Origin of the sequence: Bradyrhizobium sp. F1.4.3 (assembly GCF_040548375.1) — a bacterium.
GTDB lineage: Bacteria > Pseudomonadota > Alphaproteobacteria > Rhizobiales > Xanthobacteraceae > Bradyrhizobium.
The window spans coordinates 534,707-558,903 of record NZ_JBEPRN010000002.1; the positions used below are offsets into that span (position 1 = coordinate 534,707).

The window sequence follows — 24,197 nt, forward strand, 5'->3', positions numbered from 1 at the left end:
TGGCCTGATGGTCCGAGAGCGCCGCGATCCCGAACAACGTCCGTCCCCCGAGGCGCTGCTGGAAGCAGCGCGCCGGGAGGAGAGCGCGAGCGGCAAGCTGAAGATCTTCGTCGGCGCCGCCCCCGGCGTCGGCAAGACCTACGAAATGCTGCAAAGCGCCCACGCCAAGCGCAAGGCCGGCATCGATGTCGTGGTCGGCTTCGTCGAGACCCATGGCCGCGCCGAGACCGAGGCGCTGGTGCGGGGGCTGGAAGTGATCCCGCGCAAGAAGCTCGATTACCGCGGCCAGATCGTCGAGGAGATGGACCTCGACGCCGTGATCGCGCGCCGGCCGGCAATCGCGCTGGTCGATGAACTCGCTCACACCAATGCGGTCGGCAGCCGTCATCCCAAGCGCTATCTCGACGTCGACGAGCTGCTCTTCCAGGGCATCGACGTCTACACCACCGTCAATATCCAGCATATCGAAAGCCTGAACGACGTCGTCGCCCAGATCACCCATGTGCGCGTCCGCGAGACCGTGCCGGATTCCATATTCGACCGCGCCGACGCGATCGAGCTGATCGACCTCACGCCTGACGATTTGATCCAGCGGCTGAGAGAAGGCAAGGTCTACGTCCCCAAACAGGCCGAGCGGGCGCTGGATCACTATTTCTCGCCGGGCAACCTCACGGCGCTGCGCGAGCTCGCGCTGCGACGTACGGCCGAGCGGGTCGACGAGCAGCTCCTCTCCCACATGCAGGCGAACGCCATCGCCGGTCCCTGGGCCGCTGGTGAACGTATTCTGGTCTGCGTCAGTGAGGATCCGCGCGCGGCCGGGCTCGTGCGTTACACCAAGCGCCTCGCGGACCGGCTGCACGCGCCGTTCACCGCGATCTCGATCGAGACCCGGCGGTCGCTCCAGCTCTCCGACGAGGAGCGCGACCGGCTCGCCGATACCCTTCGGCTCGCCGAGTCGCTCGGTGGTGAAGCGCTGACCATTCCCGCCGTCGGCCGCCGTATCGCCGATGACGTCATCAATTTCGCGCAAGGCAACAACGTCACCCAGATCGTAATCGGAAAGTCGACGCGCTCGCGCTGGTTCGAGATGACGCGCGGATCGGTCGTGCATGATCTGGTGGGCCGCGCCGGCAATATCAGCGTTCACGTCATTCCGGGCGACGAGCTCGCGAGCGAGCCGGCGCCAAAGACGGCGGTGCAAACCGCGGCACGGTCCGAGCCGTTCGATGCGCTGCCTTATCTGAAGGCGCTCGGGATCACCGCGCTCGGCCTTGCCGCAGCGGTGGCCATCAAGCCGTATTTCGGCATCGAGAACGTCGACCTCATGTTCCTGACCGCGGTGGTCGCCGTGGCCGTCCGCTATGGGTTGTGGCCGTCGCTGCTTGCGAGCATCGCGGCGTCACTGGCGTACAATTTCTTCTTCCTGCCGCCGGTGTACACTTTCACCATCACCGATCCAACCAACGTCGCGGCGTTCTTTTTCTTCATGTTGATCGCGTTCGTGGTGTCGAATGTCGCGGCGCGGGTGCGGACTCAGGCCGACACCGCGATCGGCCGCATCAGGACCACCGAACAGCTCTATGCCTTCAGCCGCAAGCTCGCCGGCACCGCCACGCTCGACGACGTGCTGTGGGCGACCGCGTATCAGATTGCGCTGATGCTGAAAGTCCGCGTCGTGCTGCTGCTCCCGGAAGACGGGCTGTTGACGGTGAAATCCGGCTATCCGCCGGAGGATCAGCTCGATCAAGCCGATCTTGCCGCCGCCAACTGGGCCTGGAGCAACGACCGTCCGGCGGGCCGCGGCTCGGACACGCTGCCCGGCGCAAAACGGTTGTTCCTGCCGATGCGAACCGGCCGCGGCCCGATCGGTGTCATCGGCATCGACAACGACCGAACCGGTCCGCTGCTGACGCCGGACCAGCGCCGGCTGCTCGACGCGCTGGTCGACCAGGGTGCGCTGGCCATCGAGCGCGTGCTGCTGGTCGAGGACATGGACCGCGTCAAGCGCACCGTCGAATCCGAACGGCTACGCTCGGCGCTCTTGACCTCGATCTCGCATGATCTGAAGACGCCGCTCGCCTCCGTGCTCGGTGCCGCCTCGACCATGCGCGATCTTGCCGGCGCGCTGTCCGACACCGAGAAGCGCGACCTGCTTTCGACCGTGATCGACGAATCCGAGCGGCTCAACCGCTTCATCGCCAATCTGCTCGACATGACCAAGCTCGAGTCCGGCGCCATCGTGCCCAACACCGCGCTGCACGATCTCGGCGAGATCGTCGGCAGTGCGCTCCGGCGTGCAGCCAAGATCCTGACCGCGCACAAGGTGGAGCTGGTGCTGGCCGCCGATCTGCCGATGCTCGAGTTAGATGCCGTGCTGTTCGAACAGGTGCTGTTCAACCTGCTCGACAACGCCGCGAAATATTCAGCGGCCGACACCACGATCTCGATCAAGAGCCAGCGCGAGCGGGATCAAGTGGTGCTCCAGATCGCAGACCAAGGCGACGGCATTCCGTCCGACGAGCTCGAAAGCGTGTTCGACAAGTTCTATCGCGCGCAGAAGGGGGATCGTGTCCGTCCCGGCACCGGGCTCGGGCTCGCTATCTCCCGCGGCTTCGTCGAGGCGATGCGCGGTACGATCTCGGCCGCCAACCGCAGTGACCGGAGCGGCGCTGTTTTGACCATCCGTCTGCCCGTCCCGGCACAGACCCACGCATTGGATACCGCCGCATGAGTGCTGCCCCGATCAAGGTTCTGGTCATCGACGACGAGCCGCCGATCCGCAAATTGCTGCGGATGGGGCTCACGACGCAGGGTTATGAGATCTTGGAGGCCTCGAACGGAAAGATGGCGCTGGAGAAGCTCAACGAGGAGCCCGCGCTGATCATCCTCGATCTCGGCCTGCCCGACATCCAGGGCCATGAGCTCCTGCGCACGATACGCGCGCGCAACGAGAGCGTGCCGATCGTCGTGCTGTCGAGCCGCGGCGACGAGTCCGGCAAGGTGCAGGCGCTCGATCTCGGCGCCGACGATTACCTGACCAAGCCGTTCGGCATGGACGAGCTGTTGGCGCGCCTGCGCGCCGCGCTGCGGCACCAGCTTCAGGTCCAGGGCGAGCGCCCGGTGTTCCGCACCGGTGATCTCTCCGTCGATCTCGTGCGACGGATCGTCAAGGTCGGCGAGCGCGACGTCAAGCTGTCCCCGAAGGAATATGATCTTCTGCGCGTGCTGGTCCAGCACGCCGGCAAGGTGCTCACCCATCGCTTCCTGCTTAAGGAGCTCTGGGACGAACTGACCGATGCGCAATATCTGCGCGTCTATGTCCGCCAGCTCCGCCAGAAGATCGAAGCCGATCCGGAACGGCCGCAATATGTGCTGACCGAGACGGGGATCGGGTACCGGCTGAAGGCGGGGGATTGAGCCACGCCGTCATTCCGGGGCGCGCGTCAGCGCGAGCCCGGAATCCATTTCTCCGCCAGGCACGCTTGTCACGATGGATTCCGGGTTCGATGCTTCGCATCGCCCCGGAATGACAAGCCTTGCTACCCCGCCTTGCGATGCCGCGCCGTCGACCGATGCGTCTTCTTTGCGCTGCGACTCCGTCCCGGCGCGCGGCGTGCATGGGACTTCGCCATCGTTTTCCCTCCTGCGCGCCTCTTCAAGCTCTGCTTCAGCGCGTCCATCAGGCTGACCACATTGCTCGGCCGTTCCTCCGGCTCCGGCAGCTCGATCTTCTTGCCGCTTGCCTTGCGCTTCACCAGCGCCTTGAGCGCGTTCTCATACTCGTCCTTGAACTTGCGGGGATCGAAATGCGCAGCCTTGGTGTGCAGGATGTGGCCGGCGAGCTCGACCATGTCCTTGGTGATCTTCGGGCTCTTGATACCGTCGAAGAACTGGTCCTCGTCGCGCATTTCGTAGGGGTAGCGCAGCGTGGTGCCGAGCAGGCCCTTGCCGAGCGGCTCGATTGTGATGACGTGCTCGCGGTTGGTGAGCACGATCTTGGCGAGCGCGACGCGGCCCTGATCCTTCATGGCGTCGCGGATCACGGCAAAGGCGTCAATTGCAGCCTTGCCATCGGGGGCGATGTAGTAGGGGTGGTTCAGATAACGCTGGTCGATCTCGTCGCTCGGTACAAAGCTCTCGATGTCGATGGTGTGGTTGCTCTCGATCTGGACGGCCTCGAGCTCTTCCGGTTCGATCTCGACATATTTACCCTTGCGCAGCTCGTAGCCGCGTCCCTTCTGATCGCTCTCGACGACGTCCCCGGTCTCGGAATCCACCATCTGCTGCTTCAGCCGGTTGCCGGTCTCGCGGTTGATCATGTGAAACCGTGTCTTCTCGGCTGCCGTGGTCGCCGGATAGAGCGCCACCGGGCAGCTGACCAGCGACAGCTTCAACGTTCCCTTCCAATAGGCGCGCGGAGCCATTCCATTCTCCAGTGTTTTCAAGGCCTTTTCGGAACTCCAACCGCTCTTGCGGGTTTTGGTTCCGAGCGGGACTTTTGCCGTGATAGGCTTCAAGGCCGAAAGAGATGCGGGACCGGTCGTGCTGCGAAAACTTTCCACCTATCGACAAAAACGCGATTTCGAACAGACGCCGGAGCCATCCGGCGAGGCTGCGGTGGCGCCGTCGCAGCAGCGACGCTTCGTGATCCAGAAGCATGATGCGACCCGGCTGCATTACGATTTCCGGCTCGAGTTTGATGGTGTCTTCAAATCCTGGGCGGTGACGAAAGGCCCCTCGCTTGATCCGCACGACAAGCGGCTGGCGGTCGAGGTCGAGGACCATCCGCTCGACTATGGCGATTTCGAAGGCACGATTCCGGAAGGCCAGTATGGCGGCGGCACCGTGATGCTGTGGGACCGCGGCACTTGGGAGGCCGATGATCCCGAACATGGCTTCAAGAAAGGCGACCTGAAGTTCACGCTGCACGGCGACAAGCTGCACGGAAGCTGGGTGCTGGTGCGGATGCGGCATGACCGCGACGGCGGCAAGCGCGCCAACTGGCTCTTGATCAAGCATCGCGACGAATACGCCCGTGAGGGCGAGGACCTCCTTGAGGAGGACAAGTCGGTGGCCTCCGGCCGCGCGATGGCAGAGATCGCCGATGGCAAGGGCCGTGCGCCAAAGCCGTTCATGCTGGCGAAGGGCGCCAGGGGCAAGGCCGATGCGGTCTGGCAGTCCAACCGTGTGGAGGAGACGAAAGGACGCACGGTCAAAGCTGCGCCGCGCACGGCGTTGAAGGCAGGCAAGACGGCAAAGAAAAAAGCGACCACGGCAACGACTGCCAAGAAGGTCTCGGAGATGCCGGACTTCGTCGCGCCGCAGCTCTGCACTGTGGTCGAGCGTCCGCCGTCGGGAGATGGCTGGTGCCACGAGATCAAGTTCGACGGCTACCGCGTACAGCTTCGAATCGAGGACGGCAAGGCGACGTTGAAGACGCGGAAGGGACTGGACTGGACCGACAAGTTTGCGTCGATTGCGAAGGAGACCAGCGCGCTGCCCGATGCGATGATCGACGGCGAGATCGTCGCGCTCGACCACAACGGCGCGCCGAACTTTTCCTCGCTTCAGGCCGCGTTGTCGGATGGCAAGACCGAAGACCTGATTTTCTTTGCCTTCGATTTGCTGTTCGCCGAAGGTCTTGATTATCGGAGGCTGCCGCTGGGCGAGCGCAAGACGCGCCTTAAGGAACTGCTGGAAGCACGCAAGCGGAAATCGAGCCAGATCCGCTATGTCGAGCATTTCGTGAGCGGCGGCGATGCGGTGCTGCAATCGGCCTGCAAGCTCGAGCTGGAGGGCATCGTATCGAAGAAGCTCGATGCTCCGTATCGTTCGGGGCGGACGGAGAGCTGGACCAAGGCAAAATGCCGCGCCGGCCATGAGGTCGTGATCGGCGGCTGGAAGACGACGGCGGGAAAATTCCGCTCGCTGATGGCCGGCGTCTATCGCGGCGATCATCTCGCCTATGTCGGCATTGTCGGCACCGGCTTTGGTGCCGACAAGGTCAAGCGCATCATGCCGTTTCTGAAAGATGCGTCCTCGAGCGAAAGCCCGTTCGGCGGCAAGAATGCGCCGAAGAAGACGCGGGACGTTCATTGGGTCAAGCCGGAGCTGGTCGCCGAGATCGAGTTCGCCGGCTTCACCGCCGACGGAAATATCCGCCAGGCGGCGTTCAAGGGCCTGCGGCAGGACAAGCCGGCCGAGGAAGTCGAGGCGGAAATGCCTGTTGATACCAAGCTCGCCCAGCCTTCCGTCAAAAAACGCGTCCCGGCGAAGCCCGCCAAGCAGTCAAAGGCGGCCGGCAGTGCCGAAGTCATGGGCGTCGTGATCTCAAAGCCGGACAAGGAGCTGTGGCCGGATGGCGGCGACGGCGAGGGCGTTACAAAACTCGACCTCGCGCGCTACTTCGAGGCGGTCGGTGGCTGGATGATCGCGCATCTGAAGGGACGCCCCTGTTCGATCCTGCGCGCGCCCGACGGCATCGGCGGCGAAAAGTTTTTCCAGCGCCATGCCATGCAGGGCAGTTCGAACCTGCTCGAACTCGCCAAGGTCTCGGGCGATCGCAAGCCGTATCTCCAGATCGACCGCGTCGAGGGCCTTGCGGCGGTGGCGCAGATCGGTGGTCTCGAACTCCACCCCTGGAATTGCGCGCCGGACGCCTATGACACGCCGGGCCGGCTGGTGTTCGATCTCGATCCCGCGCCGGACGTCGATTTCTCCGATGTCGTCGCGGCAGCGAAGGAGATGCAGCAGCGGTTGACGGATGTCGGCATGGAGAGTTTTTGCAAAACCACCGGCGGCAAGGGCCTGCACGTGGTAGTCCCGCTGCTATTTGGCGCGCGCGACAAGGTGAGCTGGAAGGAAGCGAAGGCCTTCGCGCAACGCGTCTGCCAGTGGATGGCGAATGACGATCCCGAGCGCTATCTGCTCAACATGTCGAAGAAGCTGCGCAACGGAAAGATCTTTCTGGACTATTTGCGTAACGATCGTTTGTCGACGGCCGTGGCCCCGTTATCGCCCCGTGCGCGGGAGGGTGCCACGGTTTCGATGCCGGTGACTTGGGCGCAGGTGAAGAGCGATCTCGATCCGAAGCGCTACACGGTGCGGACGGCACCGGGCTTGTTGGGGCGCTCGAAAGCGTGGGAGGGATATGACGATGCCGCCACGTCGATCAAGGCGGCCATGAAGAAGCTCGCGGGGAAGGTGAAGTAGGCGCCTCGCTCGACAGCACCAGAATTCGTAGGGTTGGCAAAGCGAAGCGTGCCCACCATCCTTGTTGCAGGAACGAGGTGGGTACGGCGCGTTGCGCCATTGCCCACCTCACGTAGTCATGCGCGCTGCTAGATCCGTCCCAGCAGCAGCAATATCAGCAGGATGACGATAACGAGCCCGAGGCCGCCGCCGCCGTAATAGCCGGTGCCGTAGAACGGTCCGCCGCCGACGCCGCTGAAGCCGCCAAGCAGGGCGATAACCAAAATGATCAGAATGATCGTACCGATAGACATGCTAATCTCCTCCAGCCCTTTGTTGAAAGGGTCGTTTGCACCTGTCCCTTGGTGCTGGGCAACCTGCCGCAGGTTTTAAAGTTCCGACGATGAAACACTGGCTACGGGCCTAACTTGCATGGAACCTTTGCCGTTGCGGCCGGCATGACTATGTGAGGATCAATCAGCACGGGGCAGACCATGTCAGCACCGCTTGTCGTTTCAATTCCGCATCGCCTCGGTCGCGAGGAGGCGGCGCGCCGGCTCAAGACCGGGCTCGGCCGTGCCGCAACCAGCATTTCCGTCATGCAGGTCGAGGAGGAGCGCTGGAGCGGCGACACCATGAACTTTCGCATCCGCGCGCTCGGCCAGATCGCAACCGGCCAGGTCGATGTCGCCGACGACCACGTCAAGGTCCAGGTGGTATTGCCCTGGCTGTTGCAGCGTTTTGCCGAGATCGCGCAAGCCACGATCCGCAAGCGCGGCCAGTTGCTGCTGACCAAGGACCAGGGAAAATGAACCTCAGGCGCGCACGCGCTGTCGTGCAGGCCTTGTCGCAGTCGCGGCGCGCGCTTCGATGACAGCCGCAGGAAAATCGCGAAAGGCTTGCGCGAGCGGCAATTCGTTGTTTGCGAGGCCCGGCGCGGTAAAGCCCGCGATGTCGATAGTTGCGTCGAAGCCTTCGAGCACGGGCCATTCACGGCCGGCCTGCGTGAATGGTGCAAACAGCCGCCCGACCACGACAATCGCCGCGTTGCGGCCGTGGCGGCGGGCGAAGGCGATGACATGGTCGGCGTCTGCGCCGCGCACCTCCAGCGGCCGGTAGTCGCCACGCGTGAAGACATCGGCCAGCCCGTTCCGCAGCTTGAGGAGCCGCCGCGTCCAGGCCAGCTTGAGCTGGCCGTCCGGCCAGGTCCTGATCAGGCTGCTCCAATCCGGATCGTCGAGCGAGTTCAGTGGCGCATGACGCGCGGCAAAGTCCACCGGCCGGCGGTTGTCGGGATCGACCAGTGACAAGTCCCAGAATTCGGTGCCTTGATAGAAGTCGGGCACGCCTGGCAACGTCGTCTTGAGCGTGAGTTGGCTCAGCGAATTCAGCGCGCCGAGCAGCGCGATGCGCCGGGCCAGGGTTTGCAGCGCCTCCAGGAATTCGGCGGACTGCGCCGGATCGAGGATCTTCTCGATAAAACTTCGTACGCCCGACTCGTAGACCTCATGCGGGTTGAGCCAGCTGGTCTCCTCCTTGCCCTCGCGCGCGGCCTTGAGCGCATAGGCCTGGATACGCTCGACGAAGCCGGCATCGGCAGGCTCCTGCAGCGGCCAGGCTCCGAGCAGGGTCTGGTAGAGCATGTATTCGAACGTTGCCGACGGCGCCCGCAGATTGCCTTGAAGTGCGAGGTGCGGTGCGTTCAAGACCTTCCAGCGCGCCACCGCGCTGGTCCATTCGCCGGGAATCTCGCTGAGCGCGGCGATCCGGACGCGGGCGTCCTCGCCGCGCTTGGTGTCGTGCGTGGCGGTCGCGGTCATGCCGTGCGCCCATTCCTTGGCGCGAGCCTTCATCGCCTCGTGGAAGGCGGGAATCGCAAGGCCGGCGCTTGCGGGATCGCCGCCGACCTCGTTCAGCGCGAGCAGCCGATGGAATTGATAGAACGCGGTGTCCTCCAGTGATTTCGCCATCATCGGCCCGGTGAACTGCTGCACCTTCAGCGCGAAGCGGCGCACGCGCGGAGCGCTGTGTGGAGGACGGCCGGGCTTGAGCAGGTCCATGGTCAGCGCGTCGCGCAGGAAGTCGAAAATGCCTTCGTCCGCGGCGAACCATTCCGCGCGGGCGCGTTCGATGGTCTCATCGATCAGCTTGCGGTCGTGCGTGGTTGGCGCGCCGGTCGTGAGATAGGTGCGATAGACCGGGAAATGCAGCACGTACAATTCGAGCGCCTGCCGCAGACTGTCGGCGGAAAAATCGCGGGTTGAGTAGTGCCCGTTGGCGATGCGCGCGAGCAGGCGCGTCAGCAAGATGAATTCGCTGGTGAGCAGCGTTTCCAGCACGCGCCGCTTGGCGTCCTTGACGTAGGGCGCGAGCCGCGGCGGCCGGTTGCTGATCTGCCGCCAGGTCTCGTCCAGCGCTCCCAGCCCCTTGGCGTCGACCAGGACGTGGGTGATGACGTTCATCCATTCATAGCCGGTGGTGCCCTGAACGCCGGCAAAATGCGGCAGGCGCTCGTGCTCGCACAGGATCTTCTCGATCACGGTGTAGAACGGCTTCGTGTTGCCTTGCGCGTCGCGCACCAGCCGGCGCAGCCGCTGGCAATATTGCGCGGGATCGCGCAGGCCGTCGATGTGATCGAGGCGGATGCCCTGGAGCTTGCCGTCGGCAACCAGTTGCTTCACCAGCCGGTGCGTGGCGGCGAATGTGCCGGGATCCTCGACGCGCAGACCTGCGAGCCCGTTGACGTCGAAGAAGCGGCGGTAGTTGATGTCGCTGGATGCAAGCCGCCAGTGTCCGAGCTTGTAGTGCTGGCGCTCGAGGAGGTGATGCAGCGCCAGCGTTTGCGCCGGGCGATCCTTTGCGGCTCGATAGGCAGCGAGGCCGCCTGTGATGGTATCGGCCGCGCCGGCGATCTCCCGAAGCTCCGTCTTGAAGCCAGGGGCTTCCTTGCGGTTCGGGCGGCGCAGTCCCGTGTAGCGTGCCGCCAGCGAAAGCAGGCGCTTGCCGGCCTCCGTCTCGGCGGCGTCCGCCTCCTTCACGACCATCCGCAGCACTTCGCCATAGCGCTCCGGCGCAATCGGCAGGCGATGCTCGAAATACCAGGCGGAAAAACTGCCTTCGCCGGCATCGTAGCGCAGCTCGATATCGCCGCGCTCGAGCGCCTCGCCATAGGACGAGCCAAGGATCGGCAGCAGCACGCCGCCGCGGGCGCGATGGGGCAGCAGATCCCAGTCGATGTCGAACGCGGCCGCATGCGGCGAGGTCGGTCCCCATTCCAGCACGTCCAGCCACCAGGGATTGTCGGCAAAATGCACGCCGACATGGTTCGGTACGAAATCGATGATGAGGCCGAGGTCGTGATTGCTCAGCGCCTCGCTCAGCCGCGCAAAACCGGCTTCGCCGCCAAGCTCGGGATTGAACTGGCTGTGATCCACGGTGTCGTAGCCGTGGGTCGAGCCTTTGCGGGCCTTCATCACTGGCGAAGTGTAGAGATGCGTGATCCCCAGCGCCTTCAAGTAAGGCACCAGCGCGGCCGACTTGTCGAAGTCGAACTCCGCGGTGAGCTGAAGCCGGTAGGTCGCGAGAGGAATGGTCGAAGGCATGCTAACCTCCGAGACGCCAGACCACCGACCAGGGCGGAAGCCGGTCGCCGGCCGCGCCGCCCCAGATCGGCGTGCCCGCATTGTTGTTGGAATACGCGATGTCCTTGTCCGATAGATTGGCAGCGAGGCGCAGCGTCGCGCCATCGCCCATGCGCCAATGCGCGGTCAGCAAGCCATTGTCGGCGGCCTCGGCGTCGCCGAAGGTCGCGCCTTTCAGCCGCGGCGCAATCTGCTTGCGGCGAAGTGCGAGCAGTTCGCACACGAGAGCAAGTCGCTTATCTTGATCAGGCGTGCGGCCGGTCCAATCAAGCACAGCCGATTGCAGCGTTGCCGGATCGAATGGATCCGGCACGTCATCGCCATATTTCTCATAAGCCCAGGCATATTCCTGCCGGCGCCCCTTGCGCACGGCATCAGCCAGCCCGCCCTGGAAATCGCAGAAGAACGGGAACGGCGCTGTCGAGCCCCATTCCTCGCCCTGAAACAGCATCGGCACCATCGGCGCGAGCAGGGTCACTGCGAGCGCCGCCTCGATCTGCTTGGGCGATGCCAGACTCTCGAGCCGATCGCCCAGCGGCCGGTTGCCGATCTGGTCGTGATTCTGGAGGAAATTGACGAAAGTCGCCGGCGGTAATTCGCCACTCGGCTCGCCGCGCGGCTTCTTGCCCCAGAATTCCGAGATCTCGCCCTGGTAGACGAAGCCCGACGCGAGCGCGCGCGCGAGATCCATGCGCGGCGTCTGATAATCTGCGTAGTAGCCGCCAAGCTCGCCGGTCAGCATCACATGCCAGACGTGATGGTAATCGTCGTTCCACTGCGCGCGATATTTGCCGCTCGGTGGCTCCTGTGCGGCGTCGAGCAAGCTCGCGCGGTTGTCGCCGTTCTCCAGCACGAGATGGATGTGCCGTCCCGTGGCCTTGGCAAGCTCGCCGGCGGCGACGCTGAGCTCTTGCAGCATCGACTGCTCGCCCGGGATCGCCATGATGTGGTTGGCGGCATCCAGCCGCAGACCGTCGAAGCGGTAATCGGTGAGCCAGGACAGCGCATTCTCGACCGCAAACGCGCGTACCTGAGGCACGCGATAGTCGATCGCGCTGCCCCAGGGCGTATGCGCATCGGTGAAGAAGGTCGGCGCATAGCGGCCGAGGTAATTTCCTTCGGGACCGAAATGGTTGTAGACGACGTCGAGAAACACCATCAGCCCACGCAGATGCGCCGCGTCGATTAGTGTTTTCAGGTCCTCGGGCCGGCCATAGGCGCCGTCGGGCGCATACCACAGCACGCCGTCATAGCCCCAGCCGCAGCGGCCGGCGAAATCGGCAAGCGGCATCAATTCCAGCGCGGTGACGCCTGCGGCAACCAGATGATCGAGCTTGTCGATCATGGCGCGATAAGTGCCCTCGGCCGTGAAGGTGCCGACATGCGCCTCGATCAACACGGTGTCTTCCCAGGGGCGGCCGCGCCAGTCCGTGGCGCGCCATTCGAATGCCGCCTGATCGATCACCTCGCTGGGGCCGAACACGTCGTCGGGCTGGAAGGCCGAAGCCGGATCGGGCACGTCGATCTCGTCATCGATCCTGAACTTGTAGCGGCTGCCGGCGGCGAGGCCGACAATCTCGGCCACGTACCAGCCATCCTCGCGACGCCGCATCGCATGACGCCGTTCGAGAAGCAGATCGACGCGTTTTGCGGCCGGGGCCCACAGGCGGAATGATACGCCGTCCTTCGTCGGCCTGGCGCCGAAGGATGGCCTCATAGCGCCCCCGCGAAAGCGAGCACGGAACGCGGCGGCGCCTTGCTGTCGCTTCCGGGTAGGAAATCAACGCTGTTCAGCTTGGCGTCGGTCGTGTTCAGGATCTGCTGCCAGCTCTTGTATTCGGGCATTTTTGGCAATTTGAATGCGATCTCTTCGGGGGCGGCGTTCAGTACGATAAAGATCGCGGCGCTGCCCGGTTCCATCGGCCCCATCACATAAGAAAGGAACCGCCCCTCCGGGAATTTCCAGTCGTTCTCCGTCATCTCGGCACCGGCGGGCGTCAGCCAGAGCGCGCCGTAGGAGATGCCATCCTTGGGCCGGCCGTCGAGCCAGCGATGGCTGCGGAGCTGCGCGAAGCGGCGGCGGAGGTCGGCGAGATGAGCGACGAAATCGATCATATCGTCACCGTCCTTGCCGAGATTGTCCCAGCCGATCCAGCCGACCTCGTTGTCCTGGCAATAGGCGTTGTTGTTGCCGGACTGCGAGTTGCCGACCTCGTCGCCGGCGAGAAGCAGGGGAATGCCCTGGGCGAGCATCAGGCAGGCCAGCACGTTCTTGCGAAGCTGGCGGCGCAGGCTGAGGATATTCGGATCGTCGGTCGGACCCTCGACACCGCAATTGTTGCTGTGGTTGTCGTTGGAGCCGTCGCGATTGTCCTCGCCATTGGCCTCGTTGTGCTTTTCGTTGTAGCTGAAGAGGTCGGCCAGCGTGAAACCGTCATGAACGGTGATGTGGTTGATGCTGGCGCGCGGTCGCCGTCCGTCATGGTTGAACAGGTCGGAGGACGCCGTCATGCGGCTGGAGATGTCGCCGATCAGGCTGCCTTCGCCGCTCCAGTAGCGGCGCATGGCGCTGCGATAGCGATCGTTCCACTCCGACCATTGCGAGGGGAATGCGCCAACCTGGTAGCCGCCGAGGCCGAGGTCCCAGGGCTCGGCGACGAGCTTGACGGTCGCCAGCACCGGATCCTGCCGGATCGCGGTCAGGAACGAGATGCCGCGGTCATAGCCGTTCGGCCCGCGCGCGAGCGTGGTGGCAAGGTCGAAGCGGAAGCCGTCGACATGGCAGACCTCGACCCAGTAACGCAGCGAATCCATCACCATCTGGAGCACGCGCGGATGGGTGAGGTTCACCGACGAGCCGCAGCCGGTGAAGTCGTCATAGTAGCGGGGGTTCTCGCGGTTCAGCCAGTAATAGGAGGCATTGTCGATGCCGCGGTAGCACAGCGTCGGGCCGAGGTGATTGCCTTCGGCGGTGTGGTTATAGACGACATCGAGCATCACCTCGATGCCGGCATCGTGCAGGCGCGCCACCGTGGTGCGGAAGGAGTCGAGTGCATTGTCCTGGGCGTAGCGCGGCTCCGGCGCGAAGAAGGACAGCGTGTTGTAGCCCCAGTAATTGGCGAGCTTCTTCTCCACCAGCATGCGGTCGTCGATGAAGGCGTGGATCGGCAGCAACTCGACCGTGGTGACGCCGAGCTTCTTGAGGTGCTCGATCATCGCCGGCGACGATAGGCCGCCATAGGTACCGCGCAGGTTCGGCGGAACGTCGTCGCGCTTCTGCGTCAGGCCCTTGACGTGGGCTTCGTAGATGATGGTGTCTTCCCAGGGGACGTTGGGCCGGATCTCGCGCCGGCCCCAGTTGAAGGTTTCGTCGACGACGACAGCCTTGGGCATCCCGCGGGCATTGTCGCGCCGGTCGAAAGACAAATCTTCGCGCGCGCTTCCGGTGCGGTAGGCGAAATGTGCGTCGCTCCAGACCAGCCGGCCCGCAAGCCGCTTGGCATAGGGGTCGAGCAGCAATTTGTTGGCATTGAAGCGGTGGCCGTGCTCGGGCTCATACGGGCCGTGCACGCGATAGCCGTAGAGCTGGCCCGGCGAGACGTCGTTGAGATAGCCGTGCCAGACGTCTTCGGTGCGTTCCGGCAGCTCGATGCGCTCGAGCTCGCGTCGGCCCTGGCTGTCGAACAGGCACAGCTCGACCTTCTGCGCGTTGGCGGAGAACAGCGCGAAATTGGTGCCGCGTCCGTCCCAGCTTGCGCCGAGGCGTGCAGGCGATCCAGCAGTCAGGCGCATAGGTCAGCTTTCCGGAACGAGGAAGATCGCGGCCAGGGGCGGAATGGTGAGACGGAGCTCGGGTGTCTTGCCGTCAACGGCATGAACCTCGCCGATGTTCCCGACATTGGTGCCGCCATAATGGGCGGAGTCCGAATTGAACACCTCTTTCCACTTGCCGCCAAACGGCACGCGAACGCGATAGTTGCGGTAAACGTTCGGTGAGAAGTTGATGATCACGAGACACCGCGCGTGCTCGTCGATCCCCTTGCGCAGCCAGGCAAACACGTTGCGGTTGGCGTCATCAGTGATCAGCCATTCGAAGCCGGCCTGGTCGCAATCCATCTGGTGCAGCGCCGGCACGGCGCGATAGAGCCGGTTGAGGTCGCGGATCAAGGCCTGGATGCCGGAATGGTTCTTGTATTCGAGCAGGTGCCAATCGAGCGACTGGTCATGATTCCACTCGCGGCTTTGCGCGATCTCGGCGCCCATGAACAGCAGCTTCTTGCCGGGATGGCCGAACATGAAGCTGTAATAGGCGCGCAAATTCGCAAAGCGCTGCCACTCGTCGCCTGGCATCCGGCCGAGGATGGAGCGCTTGCCGTGCACGACCTCGTCATGTGACAGCGGCAGGATGAAATTCTCCGAGAATGCGTAGTGCAGGCCGAACAGGATCTCGCCGTGATGATGCTTGCGGTGGATCGGATCCTTGCTGATGTAGTTCAGCGTGTCGTGCATCCAGCCCATATTCCACTTGTAGCCGAAGCCGAGCCCGCCGAATTCGACCGGGCGCGAGACCTGCGGCCAGGCGGTGGATTCCTCGGCTGCGGTGGTCGCCTGCGGGAATCGCGCGAATAGCTCTGTGTTGAAGCGGCGCAGGAACGCGATCGCCTCGATGTTCTCGCGCCCGCCATACTGGTTCGGAATCCAGGCGCCCGGCGGCCGGCTGTAGTCGAGATAGAGCATGGAGGCGACCGCATCGACGCGCAGGCCGTCGATCGCGTAGCGCTCCAGCCAGAACAGCGCGTTCGACACCAGGAAGTTCGTCACTTCGGTGCGGCCGTAATTGTAGATCAGCGTACCCCAGTCGAGGTGGCGGCCCTGGAGCGGATTGGCGTGCTCGTAAAGCGAGGTGCCGTCGAAGCTGCCGAGCCCGTGCGGATCGTCGGGGAAGTGGCCGGGCACCCAGTCAAGCAGTACGCCGACGCCTTCGCGATGGCAGGCATCGACCAGCGCCGCAAAATCCTCCGGCGTGCCGAAGCGGCTGGTCGGCGCATAAAGGCCGGTGGGCTGATAGCCCCACGAGCCATCGAACGGATGCTCGCTCACGGGGAGGAATTCGAGATGGGTGAAGCCCATGTCGCGCGCGTAAGCCGGCAACTGCTCGGCCAGCTCGCGATAGGTGAGCCATTCATCGCCGTTCTTGCGTCGCCACGAACCGAGATGGACCTCGTAGATCGACATCGGTGCCGACAGCGCGTTGATGCCGTCGGGCGCTGCGCGCGGTCGTGCGAGATGCGCCTCGTCGAAGACGATGGAGGCCGTCTTCGGCCGGACTTCGGTTGCAAACGCCATCGGATCGGATTTCAGCGGCAGCTGATGGCCGTGCGGCCCGACGATGTCGAACTTGTAGTGGTCGCCTGCCTTCGCGTGCGGAATGAACAATTCCCAATAGCCGGCGCCGCGCACCCGCATGGAATGGCGTCGTGCGTCCCAGAAATTGAAATCGCCGACCACGGCGACGCGCCGCGCATTCGGAGCAAGCACCACGAAGCCAATTCCGTCAACGCCCTCGAGCGTCATCGGATGCGCGCCGAGCTTGTCATAGAGGCGCTGATGTGTTCCCTCGCCGAGCAGATAGAGGTCGAAATCGGTCAGGATCGGCGGAAAGCGGTAGGCATCTTCGAATTCGACGATGCTGTCGCCGAACTTCGCGCGCAACTGATAATGTTTGGAGCCGTTGGGCAGGGCGCCGATGAACAGGCCGGCGTCGTGGACGCGGTCGAGCCTCGCCACTTCGCCATGCTCGCCGACCGCCTCGACATTGGAGGCCTGGGGGAGAAACGCGCGCACCACGCTCTTGCCGCCCTCGGGATGCAGCCCGAGATAGTGGAAGGGGTCGGAGTGGCGGCCCTCGATGATCGCGTAGGCCTCGGCAGGCAGTTTAGGCATGTGCTTCGCTCTCGGCATTTGACAGAATGCGAAGCAGCCCGGTCAGTGGCGCGCTGAGCCCCTCCGGCCGGTGGGACAGCTCGTACTCTACTTCGTCGAACGCTTGATCAAGCAGGAAAAACCTTAACAGGCCTTCTGCGGAATGCCGATCTTCCGGCCAAAGCCGCCGGTCGGTCATGGCCTCGCGATAAGCGGTGAGGAATATGGAGGTGGCGCGCTCGCGCCATTCGCCGAGCGCGGCCGTGATCCGGCCCTGCTCGTCAGGCGCGCCCGCGAGCGCGCGATTGAGCGCGGCGGTCGCCGCAAGCTCGATCGACCGCACCAGGCCGGCGACGTCGCGTGCGGCCGGGGCCTTGCGCCGCTTCTCGGCCAGCGTCAGGCGCGGGTGACCGTCGAAATCGATGATGAAGATATCGTCCTTCACGATAAGAGTTTGACCGAGGCGGAAGTCGCCATGATGACGGATGTTCAACCCGCCGATGTCGGATGGCAATAGCCCATTCAGGCGGTTAGACAAGCTCGCGCGTGCCGCGACGAGCTTGTCGACCAGCGGCCGGTCGACCTCTCTCAGGCTGTTGCGGTTTGCGACGAGCCGCTCGAAAATCCGCTCGGAGCGTCCCTTGAGGTCCGAGGCCCACCGCTTGACGTGAGCGGGGCTGATCGGCTGTGGGGCAAGATCGGCGGGCTTCGCGGCGGCCAGCGCCATATGCAGTTCGGCGAGCCGCCGGCCGGTCTGCGCCAGATGGTGAGGATAGGGCGCCTGGTCCTGGTTCTCGCGCGGCGTGTCGCTCGACGCCAGCAGCCGCTGCTCGTCGACATGACGGTCGAGATAGCCCGCGGTTACGGCCCAACCGTCGCCCTGGTTCTCGACATAGGCATGCAGGACGCCGAGCGCGCTGCGGTTATCGCCTTCCACCAATTCGACGCTGCCGAGCAGGGCCGGCGCATGAGCAAAGCGGGCGACCTCGGTCAGATAATGGCCGAGCTCGATCTCGGGATTGATGCCGCTTTCAAGCTGGCGATAGATCTTGGCGACATACTGGTTGTCGACCAGCGCGGTGCTGTTCGACTGCTCGATCGCGCGGATGCGCTCGGGCTCCTTGATGGTGTATTCGGAGAACAGGCTGGTCGGCTTGAACTCCAGCCGCAGATTGTTCTCCTCCACCGCCAGGTTCTGCGACAGATTGCGCAGGAACAGGCCGATGAAGATCTGGTCGGTCGCGACATCGAGCAGCGTGCCCTCGCGCGCACCCTGGCGCACGGCGGCAAGCGCCTTGGGGTTGAAGCGTTCGCGGTCGAAGCGCACCCATTCGATCTGCATCGGCACCACGTAGCGCGCGGCGACGTCATGTTGGGTCGCTTCGAAGAATGCGATCCAGGGCCGGTTGTCGCCGATGTCGCAGAATGGCACCGCCGATGTGAGCGTGGGCTGGATATGCTTGGGATTGTGTTCGGGATACCACCGTGTGCGCGACAGGAATCCCGGCAGCACGTCGCGCTCGAACATGCCGCGTTCGCGGGCAAGCGACACCCAAGTCGAGTTGACCGGCACCACCAGCGTCTCGAACTCCGGCACCGCGGTTGGCGTCACCGGCTCGGACTTGTCGCGCTCCAGCAGCTGGAACCAGTAGAAACCGTAGGGCCCCAGCGTGATCATGTAGGGAAGTTCGCCGATCGCCGGGAAGCGGGTCCGGCCGAGCATCTCCTGCGGGATGCGGTCCTTCCACGGCGACAGGTCCAGCTCGGTCGCCTGCGCCGCGCGAGAGAGGTTGGCAACGCAGAGGATCACCTCGTCGTGGTACTGCCGGACATAGGCGAGCACGGCGCGGTTGGTCGGTCGGATGAAGGTCATGCTGCCGCGGCCGAAGGCGAGCGTCGACTTGCGCACCGAGATCAGCCGCTTGGTGGCGCTGAGCTGCGAGGACAGGCTGCGCGACTGCGCTTCCACGTTGACCGACTCGTAGCCGTAGACGGGATCCATGATCAGTGGCGCGTAGAGGCGGGCCGGGTCGCAGCGGGAGAATCCACCATTGCGGTCCGGGCTCCATTGCATCGGCGTGCGCACGCCGTTGCGATCGCCGAGATAGATGTTGTCGCCCATCCCGATCTCGTCGCCGTAGTAAATGATCGGCGTTCCCGGGAAGGACAGCAGCAGCGAGTTCATCAGCTCGATCTTGCGGCGGTCATTGTCCATCAGCGGCGCGAGCCGCCGCCGGATCCCCACATTGATGCGGGCCCGGGGATCGTTGGCGTAGGTGGTCCAGAGATAGTCGCGCTCGACGTCGGTGACCATTTCCAGCGTCAATTCATCATGATTGCGCAGGAACAGCGCCCATTGGCAGCTCGCGGGAATGTCCGGCGTCTGGCGCAGGATGTCGGTGATCGGGAAGCGATCCTCCTGAGCGATCGCCATGTAGATGCGCGGCATCAGCGGGAAGTGGTAGGCCATGTGGCACTCGTCGCCACGGCCGAAATATTCCTGCACGTCCTCCGGCCATTGATTGGCTTCGGCCAGCAGCAGCTTCCCCTTGGAATAGGCGTCAAGCTCCTGGCGCAGGCGCTTGATGATCGCATGCGTCTCGGGGAGATTCTCGTTCGAGGTGCCTTCGCGCTCGCAGAGATAGGGAATGGCGTCCAGCCGGAAGCCGTCGACGCCGGCGTCGAGCCAGCGCTTCATGACCTGGATGATGCCGCTGACGACGCGCGGGTTGTCGAAATTGAGATCAGGCTGGTGCGAGAAGAAGCGGTGCCAATAGAAGGCGCCGGCCTCCGGATCCCAGGTCCAGTTGGATTTCTCCGTATCAGTGAAGATGATCCGCGTGCCCTGGTATTTCTGGTCGGTGTCGCTCCAGACATACCAGTTGCGCGCGCTCGAGCCTGCCGGGCTGCGGCGGGCGCGCTTGAACCATTTGTGCTGGTCCGAGGTGTGGTTGACGACGAGCTCGGTGATGACACGCAGGCCGCGCTTTTGCGCCTCCTGGATGAAGCGCTTGAAATCCTTCATCGTGCCGAAATCGGGATTGACCGCGCCGTAGTCGCCGATGTCGTAGCCGTCGTCGCGGCCGGGCGAGGGATAGAACGGCAGCAGCCACAGCGCGGTGACGCCGAGGTCCTGGAGATAGGGCAGCTTCTCGGTCAGGCCTGCGAAATCACCGATGCCGTCATTGTTGCTGTCGGCAAACGCCTTGACATGGAGCTGGTAGATGATGGCGTCCTTGTACCATAGCTCATCCACGACCTCGGCAGCCTCGACCTTCTTGGTATCGACGGAAGACAAAACATTCATGGCGTGCGCCTTTACGCCAGGCAGCGGAACAGCAGTGCCGGATCGCGGTCGGGATCGATACGCAATTTGATCCCGCCCCATTCGATGCGGGCCTGTTCGCCGGTGAGGAGATTTTCGAGTGCGGTGACGTGGCGGCGTTCGCCGCTGACGTCGATGGTGAGGTCGCCAAGCGGCAGCCAGAACTCGCGCGCATGGCGCGAGAGTGCGATGACGCTTACGACGGTGTTGGCCGGATCGGCCGCCTCTTTCACGAAGGCGATGGTGTCGCCGTCCTCGATGCCGAGGAAGTGCAGGCTCGCAATCTGCTGAAGTGCCGCGTTGTCGTTGCGGATCCGGTTGAGCTCGGCGATGTAGGTTTTGATATTGCCGGACTTGTCCCAGTCGCGCTGTCGGATCTGGTACTTCTCTGAATCAAGATATTCCTCGCGGCCGGGGACAGCCTCGTGTTCGAGCAGCTCGAAGCCGCTGTAGAGGCCGTAATTGCCCGACAGCGTCGCGGCCAGCGCAACGCGCGACTTGAACGCCCAGGCTTCGCCGCACTGGAGGTGATAGGGCAGCAGGTCTGGCGTGTTGACGAACAAGTTGGGCCGATAGAAGTCGCGCTCGGGATAACGCGTCAGCTCGCCGAGATATTGCTCCAGCTCCCACTTCTCCGTGCGCCACGGGAAATAGCTGAAGGACTGCGCGAAGCCGAGTTTGGCAAGGCCCTTCATCAGCTTCGGCCGCGCAAAGGTCTTGGAGAACAGGATCACTTCGGGATGCCGGCGGCGGATGTCCTGGATCAGCCACTCCCAGAACTGCAACGGCGCGGTGTCGTGATTGTCGAGGGCGAAGATGGTCACGCCATGGTCGATCCAGAACAGCATGGCGTCGCGGAAGGCGTTCCACAGCCCGATCCTGTCGACGGACGCAAAATCGGGAATGACGATGTCCGAATAGGGCCCATCCGCCGTCCGCACCGAACGGTCCGGCCGCCACTTGAACCATTCCGGATGCTGCGTCAGCCAGGGATGGTCCGGTGAGCATTGCACGGCGAAGTCGAGCGCGAGCTCGAGGCCATATTCCAGGCAGGTCGCGACCAGCGCGCGGAAATCCTCGATCGTGCCGAGCTCGGGATGCAGCGCATCATGTCCGCCTTCGGCGGTGCCGATCGCATAAGGCGAGCCTGGATCGCCTTCGGTCGCCACCGGCGCATTGTTGCGGCCCTTGCGTCTGCTGTGGCCGATCGGATGGATCGGCGTGAAGTAGAGCACGTCAAAACCCATTGCGGCGATGTCGGGCACGCGCGCGATGCAATCGCGGAGTGTACCGTGTTGTCCGGGAATCTGGCTCTGGCTCCGCGGCATCATCTGATACCAGGCGCCAAAGCGCGCCCTGTTGCGGTCGACGATCAGCGGGAATAGCGGCGAGCGGGTCAGGTCGGGCCGCGACTGGCTCTCCGACATGGCCTCGCCGAGCTCGGTTGCGAGCAGCGGCGTCACATCGCCGGTCTGAAGATAGTCCTCGCATTGCCTGACGATGACCTCAGCGGCGTCTTGCCGCGCGCCATGCGCCTTGGTCAGGAGCCCTGCGCCCTCGATCGCATCGAGGCTGACGTCCGCGCCGGAGAGCTGCTTCCGCGCGAGCGTATGACGCCAGGTGGCGAACTCGTCGGTCCAGGCTTCGATCGCATACACATGTTGACCGGGCTCGGTCGGCACGAAGGAGCCGGACCAGCGGTCATTGCCGTGACGGATCATCGGCTCACTCTGCCATTCCCGGTCCTGCTCGCCGCGCCAAACCAGCGCGGCGCTGATCACGGCGTCGCCGTCGCGATAGATGTCGGCCCAGACCTCGACCCGTTCGCCCGCGATCCGCTTCACGGCGAAGCGGCCGCCATCGATCGACGGATAGACGTCTTCGATCAGGAAAGCGCTGCCTGAAGCGGCACTCTCGACAGTTTGAATTGTCTTGTTCACGGTGATGCCATTGACAAGAAAGCAGGGGCCCGTTTCCCTTGTCGGGAACCTACGCTTGGTACCTATATAGAAAGCCGCTTGTGTGTCATTAGTTCCCCCTGGGAACGGCAGGTGCTGCTTGCGAGTTAACCCTGACTAACGTCTTCCGCGACCTCATTAAAATCAATACCCCCGGCCAAAGAATGGCCTGCAAGCTGCGTGCCGAATGGATCTTTTAGCTCAAGCCCAGATCAAGGGCGTTCAGTCCGAATTTGTCGATGCCCTCGGAAAGCTGCGGGTCACCGATCCCGTGGCCCTCAAATCCATCCTCGACGCGCTGCCGGAGAAGCGGGCCTATCGCTTCGTCAGCGGGCCGATCGTGGTTCGGGCCCTGGGACATCCGCGCACCGAGCTGGTGACGACCGGCGCAGCGCCGCTGCGATGGAAAGTCACCGCCAACGGTAATTTGATCGCGCAAGGCGAGACGCGCGAGCCTGTGATCGCCTGGCCGGCCGGATTGCCGCTCGGTTACCACCGCTTGACATTGACCGATGCCGCGGGCGCGACGGAAGAGGTGCCGATGATTGTGGCACCCGAGCGCGCCTTCGGCGGTGATTTCGACCGCGGCTGGCTCCTCGCCGTGCAGCTCTACAGTATCCGCTCGAACCGAAACTGGGGCATCGGCGATTTCACCGACCTTGCCGATCTCGTCCGGCTCGCAAAACAGCTCGGCGCGGACGGTGTCGGCCTCAATCCACTGCACGTCCTGTTCGACAATCAGCCGAGCGATTGCAGTCCGTATTCGCCGAACAGCCGGCTGTTTCTCAATCCGCTCTATATCGACGTCGAGGCGATCCCGGAATATTCCGCGGACCTCGTCCCGGACGCCGCCAAGGTCGCCGCCCGGCTGCGTGAAGGGGACCGCGTCCCCTATGCCGACATGGCAGCGCTGAAATGGCTGGGCCTGCGCGCCGCCTTTGACAGCTTCGTGACAACGGCAAGCGGCGTCCGCCGCAACCAGTTCGACGCATTCCGCGCCGCCCGCGCGCCGCTCTTGTCCCGTTTTGCCTGCTTCGAGGTCCTGCGGCATCGCTTTGTCGGACCGTGGTGGGAGTGGCCGCCGGAATGGCAGCAGCCGGACGAGACGAAATGCGCCGAACTGCGCAATGGTCGCGATAAGCGCAATGTCGAGTTCGTCGAATTCGTGCAATGGACTGCTGATGCGCAATTGCATGCCGCCAAGAAGCTGGCCGGCCAGCTTGGCATGCGGGTCGGGCTCTATCTCGACGTTGCCGTCGGCGTGCAGTCGAACGGCTTCGACGCCTGGAATGAGCAGATGGCCATCTCCCGCCATCTCGCCGTCGGTGCGCCGCCCGACGTGCTCAATACCGTCGGCCAGGACTGGGGCCTTGCCGGATTCAATGCCGGCGGACTGGAAGCGCAGTCCTTCGTGCCGTTCGCCGACATGCTGGCGGCCTCGATGCGGCATGCCGGCGCGATCCGGCTCGATCACGTGCTGGGGCTGAAGCGGCTTTATCTGGTGCCGAGCGGCTTCAGGCCCGACAACGGCGCCTATGTGCAGATGCCGTTCGAGGCGCTGCTTGGCGCGGTGGCGCAGGAGAGCGCGGCCCATAAGTGCATCGTGATCGGCGAAGACCTCGGCACCGTGCCGGAAGGTTTTCGCGAGACCATGCAGGATTTCGGCATCTGGTCCTATCTGGTCATGATGTTCGAGCGCGACGATGCCGGCCACTTCCGCAACGTCGACTATTACCGGCCGAACGCGCTGGTCACGCTGAACACGCATGATTTGTCGACCTACGCGGGCTGGCGCTCGTTCAGCGACCTCAAGATGAAGCTCTCGCTCGGGCTTGATCCCGGCGAGAGCGATCAGGCGCGCTGGGATGCGCTCGGCCTGCTCGACGAGATCCTGCGCCAGAACGGCATTAGCGCCAACGATCTCTATTCGGTGCTCGCCTTCCTGTCGCGCACGCCGTCGCGGCTGTTGGCGGTTTCGCTGGAAGACCTGCTCGGCGTGATCGACCAGCCCAACATCCCCGGCACGATCGACGAGCATCCAAACTGGCGTCAGCGCCTGCCGGTCGCGCTCGACAAGATCGCCGCCAAGATCGATCTCGCGAGGCTGAAGGCTGCAACGCGGGAACGTTCCCTGACCGGCGGGAGTTGAACGGGTTGAGG

13 protein-coding genes are annotated in these 24,197 nt (G+C 63.9%); 5 read left to right on the forward strand and 8 right to left on the reverse strand.

What is annotated here, in order from left to right:
• Window positions 1–7: 7 nt before the first annotated feature.
• A complete protein-coding gene (locus ABIB73_RS10010; RefSeq protein WP_354223515.1) occupies window positions 8–2,731 on the forward strand; it encodes a DUF4118 domain-containing protein in 2,724 nt (907 codons plus the stop codon).
• Window positions 2,728–3,417 (forward strand): response regulator, encoded by a 690-nt coding sequence (locus ABIB73_RS10015; RefSeq protein ID WP_354223517.1) that lies wholly within the window; start codon window positions 2,728–2,730, stop codon window positions 3,415–3,417. Before ABIB73_RS10010 ends, ABIB73_RS10015 begins: the two co-directional genes overlap by 4 nt.
• A 122-nt stretch (window positions 3,418–3,539) precedes the next feature.
• Here ABIB73_RS10015 and ku read toward each other — a convergent pair whose 3' ends face one another.
• Window positions 3,540–4,424, reverse strand: a complete 885-nt coding sequence (ku, locus tag ABIB73_RS10020) for a non-homologous end joining protein Ku (protein WP_354223519.1) — start codon at window positions 4,422–4,424, stop codon at window positions 3,540–3,542.
• 118 nt (window positions 4,425–4,542) lie between these two features.
• Here ku and ligD point away from each other — a divergent pair, with 118 nt between their 5' ends.
• Window positions 4,543–7,212 carry a DNA ligase D gene (gene ligD, locus ABIB73_RS10025; RefSeq protein WP_354224263.1) on the forward strand — a complete coding sequence of 890 codons (2,670 nt, stop codon included), beginning with the start codon at window positions 4,543–4,545 and terminating at the stop codon, window positions 7,210–7,212.
• Between the two features lie 128 nt (window positions 7,213–7,340).
• On the opposite strand, the gene ABIB73_RS10030 is transcribed toward ligD, so the two are convergent.
• Window positions 7,341–7,505, reverse strand: a complete 165-nt coding sequence (locus ABIB73_RS10030; protein WP_092021464.1) for a DUF3309 family protein — start codon at window positions 7,503–7,505, stop codon at window positions 7,341–7,343.
• 180 nt (window positions 7,506–7,685) lie between these two features.
• Between ABIB73_RS10030 and ABIB73_RS10035 the strand changes: the two genes are divergently transcribed.
• The gene (locus ABIB73_RS10035; RefSeq protein WP_354223521.1) at window positions 7,686–8,003 is read left to right on the forward strand and encodes a polyhydroxyalkanoic acid system family protein; all 318 of its coding nucleotides are present in this window, start codon (window positions 7,686–7,688) and stop codon (window positions 8,001–8,003) included.
• A gap of 3 nt (window positions 8,004–8,006) precedes the next feature.
• Here ABIB73_RS10035 and treY read toward each other — a convergent pair whose 3' ends face one another.
• Genes treY through ABIB73_RS10065 form a run of 6 tightly spaced genes read right to left on the reverse strand, consistent with a single transcriptional unit; the run spans window position 8,007 to window position 22,019 of the window.
• Window positions 8,007–10,793 (reverse strand): malto-oligosyltrehalose synthase, encoded by a 2,787-nt coding sequence (treY, locus tag ABIB73_RS10040; RefSeq protein ID WP_354223523.1) that lies wholly within the window; start codon window positions 10,791–10,793, stop codon window positions 8,007–8,009.
• A gap of 1 nt (window position 10,794) precedes the next feature.
• Complete coding sequence (treZ, locus tag ABIB73_RS10045; RefSeq protein WP_354223525.1) at window positions 10,795–12,549, reverse strand: malto-oligosyltrehalose trehalohydrolase; 1,755 nt, start codon at window positions 12,547–12,549, stop codon at window positions 10,795–10,797.
• A complete protein-coding gene (glgX, locus tag ABIB73_RS10050) occupies window positions 12,546–14,624 on the reverse strand; it encodes a glycogen debranching protein GlgX (protein ID WP_354223527.1) in 2,079 nt (692 codons plus the stop codon). The genes treZ and glgX overlap by 4 nt, the downstream gene beginning before the upstream one ends.
• Window positions 14,625–14,627: 3 nt before the next feature.
• Window positions 14,628–16,775, reverse strand: coding sequence for a 1,4-alpha-glucan branching protein GlgB (glgB, locus tag ABIB73_RS10055; RefSeq protein ID WP_354223529.1), 2,148 nt, complete (start codon window positions 16,773–16,775; stop codon window positions 14,628–14,630).
• Complete coding sequence (gene treS / locus ABIB73_RS10060) at window positions 16,768–20,061, reverse strand: maltose alpha-D-glucosyltransferase (RefSeq protein ID WP_354223531.1); 3,294 nt, start codon at window positions 20,059–20,061, stop codon at window positions 16,768–16,770. Before treS ends, glgB begins: the two co-directional genes overlap by 8 nt.
• Window positions 20,062–20,072: 11 nt before the next feature.
• Complete coding sequence (locus ABIB73_RS10065; RefSeq protein WP_354223533.1) at window positions 20,073–22,019, reverse strand: maltotransferase domain-containing protein; 1,947 nt, start codon at window positions 22,017–22,019, stop codon at window positions 20,073–20,075.
• Between the two features lie 205 nt (window positions 22,020–22,224).
• Here ABIB73_RS10065 and malQ point away from each other — a divergent pair, with 205 nt between their 5' ends.
• Entirely contained in the window at window positions 22,225–24,186 is a 1,962-nt protein-coding gene (gene malQ / locus ABIB73_RS10070) for a 4-alpha-glucanotransferase (RefSeq protein ID WP_354223535.1), read from the forward strand.
• Window positions 24,187–24,197: the final 11 nt, after the last annotated feature.